The organism is Streptomyces sp. NPDC086147 (genome assembly GCF_040702165.1).
Taxonomy (GTDB): domain Bacteria; phylum Actinomycetota; class Actinomycetes; order Streptomycetales; family Streptomycetaceae; genus Streptomyces.
Genome location: NZ_JBFBJO010000050.1, coordinates 1 through 4,778 on the forward strand (window position 1 = coordinate 1; position 4,778 = coordinate 4,778).

2 rRNA genes are annotated in these 4,778 nt (G+C 57.8%); both read left to right on the forward strand.

What is annotated here, in order from left to right:
• A 16S ribosomal RNA gene (locus AB0398_RS34160) occupies positions 1–1,327 on the forward strand; the annotation flags it as partial.
• Positions 1,328–1,615: 288 nt separating this feature from the next.
• Positions 1,616–4,738, forward strand: a 23S ribosomal RNA gene (locus AB0398_RS34165).
• The last annotated feature ends 40 nt before the right edge of the window (positions 4,739–4,778 follow it).

Below are 4,778 nucleotides of genomic sequence, written 5' to 3' on the forward strand. Positions count from 1 at the left end.
GAAAGCTCCGGCGGTGAAGGATGAGCCCGCGGCCTATCAGCTTGTTGGTGGGGTAATGGCCTACCAAGGCGACGACGGGTAGCCGGCCTGAGAGGGCGACCGGCCACACTGGGACTGAGACACGGCCCAGACTCCTACGGGAGGCAGCAGTGGGGAATATTGCACAATGGGCGAAAGCCTGATGCAGCGACGCCGCGTGAGGGATGACGGCCTTCGGGTTGTAAACCTCTTTCAGCAGGGAAGAAGCGCAAGTGACGGTACCTGCAGAAGAAGCGCCGGCTAACTACGTGCCAGCAGCCGCGGTAATACGTAGGGCGCAAGCGTTGTCCGGAATTATTGGGCGTAAAGAGCTCGTAGGCGGCTTGTCACGTCGGGTGTGAAAGCCCGGGGCTTAACCCCGGGTCTGCATCCGATACGGGCAGGCTAGAGTGTGGTAGGGGAGATCGGAATTCCTGGTGTAGCGGTGAAATGCGCAGATATCAGGAGGAACACCGGTGGCGAAGGCGGATCTCTGGGCCATTACTGACGCTGAGGAGCGAAAGCGTGGGGAGCGAACAGGATTAGATACCCTGGTAGTCCACGCCGTAAACGTTGGGAACTAGGTGTTGGCGACATTCCACGTCGTCGGTGCCGCAGCTAACGCATTAAGTTCCCCGCCTGGGGAGTACGGCCGCAAGGCTAAAACTCAAAGGAATTGACGGGGGCCCGCACAAGCAGCGGAGCATGTGGCTTAATTCGACGCAACGCGAAGAACCTTACCAAGGCTTGACATATACCGGAAAGCGCCAGAGATGGTGCCCCCCTTGTGGTCGGTATACAGGTGGTGCATGGCTGTCGTCAGCTCGTGTCGTGAGATGTTGGGTTAAGTCCCGCAACGAGCGCAACCCTTGTCCTGTGTTGCCAGCATGCCCTTCGGGGTGATGGGGACTCACAGGAGACCGCCGGGGTCAACTCGGAGGAAGGTGGGGACGACGTCAAGTCATCATGCCCCTTATGTCTTGGGCTGCACACGTGCTACAATGGCCGGTACAAAGAGCTGCGATGCCGCGAGGCGGAGCGAATCTCAAAAAGCCGGTCTCAGTTCGGATTGGGGTCTGCAACTCGACCCCATGAAGTCGGAGTTGCTAGTAATCGCAGATCAGCATTGCTGCGGTGAATACGTTCCCGGGCCTTGTACACACCGCCCGTCACGTCACGAAAGTCGGTAACACCCGAAGCCGGTGGCCCAACCCCTTGTGGGAGGGAGCTGTCGAAGGTGGGACTGGCGATTGGGACGAAGTCGTAACAAGGTAGCCGTACCGGAAGGTGCGGCTGGATCACCTCCTTTCTAAGGAGCACAGCACCGATTGCGAGCAAATGTCTCGCACGGTCAGCTCATGGGTGGAACGTTGATTAGTTGGCACAGGGACGAGTAAGAGACCGTTAGTACTGCTTCGGCGTGGAACACGGATCATCTTCGAGTCGCTGTGCCTGGCACGTTGTTGGGTGTCTGAGGGCACGGCCGTGATGGTCGTCCTTCAAGGATGCCGGCCCCAGTGCACTCACCCGCTTGCCGGGTGGGGTGATGGGTGGCTGGTCGTTGTTTGAGAACTACACAGTGGACGCGAGCATCTGTGGCCAAGTTTTTAAGGGCGCACGGTGGATGCCTTGGCACCAGGAACCGATGAAGGACGTGGGAGGCCACGATAGTCCCCGGGGAGCCGTCAACCAGGCTTTGATCCGGGGGTTTCCGAATGGGGAAACCCGGCAGTCGTCATGGGCTGTCACCCATGCCTGAACACATAGGGCATGTGGAGGGAACGAGGGGAAGTGAAACATCTCAGTACCCTCAGGAAGAGAAAACAACCGTGATTCCGGGAGTAGTGGCGAGCGAAACCGGATGAGGCCAAACCGTATGCGTGTGAGACCCGGCAGGGGTTGCGCATGCGGGGTTGTGGGATCTCTTTTTCACAGTCTGCCGGCTGTGAGGCGAGTCAGAAACCGTTGGTGTAGTCGAAGGACATGCGAAAGGTCCGGCGCAGAGGGTAAGACCCCCGTAGACGAAACATCAACGGCTCGTTGAAGAGACACCCAAGTAGCACGGGGCCCGAGAAATCCCGTGTGAATCTGGCGGGACCACCCGCTAAGCCTAAATATTCCCTGGTGACCGATAGCGGATAGTACCGTGAGGGAATGGTGAAAAGTACCGCGGGAGCGGAGTGAAATAGTACCTGAAACCGTGTGCCTACAAGCCGTGGGAGCGTCGCTCATTGAGTTTACTCAATGGGTCGTGACTGCGTGCCTTTTGAAGAATGAGCCTGCGAGTTTGCGGTGTGTTGCGAGGTTAACCCGTGTGGGGAAGCCGTAGCGAAAGCGAGTCCGAACAGGGCGCTTTAGTAGCACGCTCAAGACCCGAAGCGGAGTGATCTAGCCATGGGCAGGTTGAAGCGGAGGTAAGACTTCGTGGAGGACCGAACCCACCAGGGTTGAAAACCTGGGGGATGACCTGTGGTTAGGGGTGAAAGGCCAATCAAACTCCGTGATAGCTGGTTCTCCCCGAAATGCATTTAGGTGCAGCGTCGTGTGTTTCTTGCCGGAGGTAGAGCACTGGATAGGCGATGGGCCCTACCGGGTTACTGACCTTAGCCAAACTCCGAATGCCGGTAAGTGAGAGCACGGCAGTGAGACTGTGGGGGATAAGCTCCATGGTCGAGAGGGAAACAGCCCAGAGCATCGACTAAGGCCCCCAAGCGTACGCTAAGTGGGAAAGGATGTGGAGTCGCAGAGACAACCAGGAGGTTGGCTTAGAAGCAGCCACCCTTGAAAGAGTGCGTAATAGCTCACTGGTCAAGTGATTCCGCGCCGACAATGTAGCGGGGCTCAAGCGTACCGCCGAAGTCGTGTCATTGCAGCAATAGGGCCAACGCCCGCTGTGATGGGTAGGGGAGCGTCGTGTGCCGGGTGAAGCAGCCGCGGAAGCGAGTTGTGGACGGTTCACGAGTGAGAATGCAGGCATGAGTAGCGATACACACGTGAGAAACGTGTGCGCCGATTGACTAAGGGTTCCTGGGTCAAGCTGATCTGCCCAGGGTAAGTCGGGACCTAAGGCGAGGCCGACAGGCGTAGTCGATGGACAACCGGTTGATATTCCGGTACCCGCTTTGAAACGCCCAATATCGAGCCCATTAATGCTAAGGCCGTGAAGCCGCCCCGGAGCCTTCGGGCAAAGGGGAGTGGTGGAGCCGCCGGCCCAAGATGGTAGTAGGTAAGCGATGGGGTGACGCAGGAAGGTAGTCCAGCCCGGGCGGTGGTTGTCCCGGGGTAAGGGTGTAGGACGTCACGTAGGCAAATCCGCGTGACACATAGTCTGAGACCTGATGCCGAGCCGATTGTGGTGAAGTGGATGATCCTATGCTGTCGAGAAAAGCCTCTAGCGAGTTTCATGGCGGCCCGTACCCTAAACCGACTCAGGTGGTCAGGTAGAGAATACCGAGGCGTTCGGGTGAACTATGGTTAAGGAACTCGGCAAAATGCCCCCGTAACTTCGGGAGAAGGGGGGCCACGCCTGGTGATCGGACTTGCTCCGTGAGCTGGGGGTGGCCGCAGAGACCAGCGAGAAGCGACTGTTTACTAAAAACACAGGTCCGTGCGAAGCCGTAAGGCGATGTATACGGACTGACGCCTGCCCGGTGCTGGAACGTTAAGGGGACCGGTTAGTGACCTTTCGGGGTTGCGAAGCTGAGAACTTAAGCGCCAGTAAACGGCGGTGGTAACTATAACCATCCTAAGGTAGCGAAATTCCTTGTCGGGTAAGTTCCGACCTGCACGAATGGCGTAACGACTTCTCGACTGTCTCAACCATAGGCCCGGTGAAATTGCACTACGAGTAAAGATGCTCGTTTCGCGCAGCAGGACGGAAAGACCCCGGGACCTTTACTACAGTTTGATATTGGTGTTCGGTTCGGCTTGTGTAGGATAGGTGGGAGACTGTGAAGCCGTGACGCCAGTCATGGTGGAGTCGCCGTTGAAATACCACTCTGGTCGTGCTGGATGTCTAACCTCGGTCCGTGATCCGGATCAGGGACAGTGTCTGATGGGTAGTTTAACTGGGGCGGTTGCCTCCCAAAGGGTAACGGAGGCGCCCAAAGGTTCCCTCAGCCTGGTTGGCAATCAGGTGTTGAGTGTAAGTGCACAAGGGAGCTTGACTGTGAGACCGACGGGTCGAGCAGGGACGAAAGTCGGGACTAGTGATCCGGCGGTGGCTTGTGGAAGCGCCGTCGCTCAACGGATAAAAGGTACCCCGGGGATAACAGGCTGATCTTCCCCAAGAGTCCATATCGACGGGATGGTTTGGCACCTCGATGTCGGCTCGTCGCATCCTGGGGCTGGAGTCGGTCCCAAGGGTTGGGCTGTTCGCCCATTAAAGCGGTACGCGAGCTGGGTTTAGAACGTCGTGAGACAGTTCGGTCCCTATCCGCTGCGCGCGCAGGAATATTGAGAAGGGCTGTCCCTAGTACGAGAGGACCGGGACGGACGAACCTCTGGTGTGCCAGTTGTCCTGCCAAGGGCATGGCTGGTTGGCTACGTTCGGGAGGGATAACCGCTGAAAGCATCTAAGCGGGAAGCCTGCTTCGAGATGAGTATTCCCACCCACTAGATGGGGTAAGGCTCCCAGTAGACGACTGGGTTGATAGGCCGGATGTGGAAGCCCCGTAAGGGGTGGAGCTGACCGGTACTAATAGGCCGAGGGCTTGTCCTCAGTTGCTCGCGTCCACTGTGTCAGTTCTGAAGCAACGAAC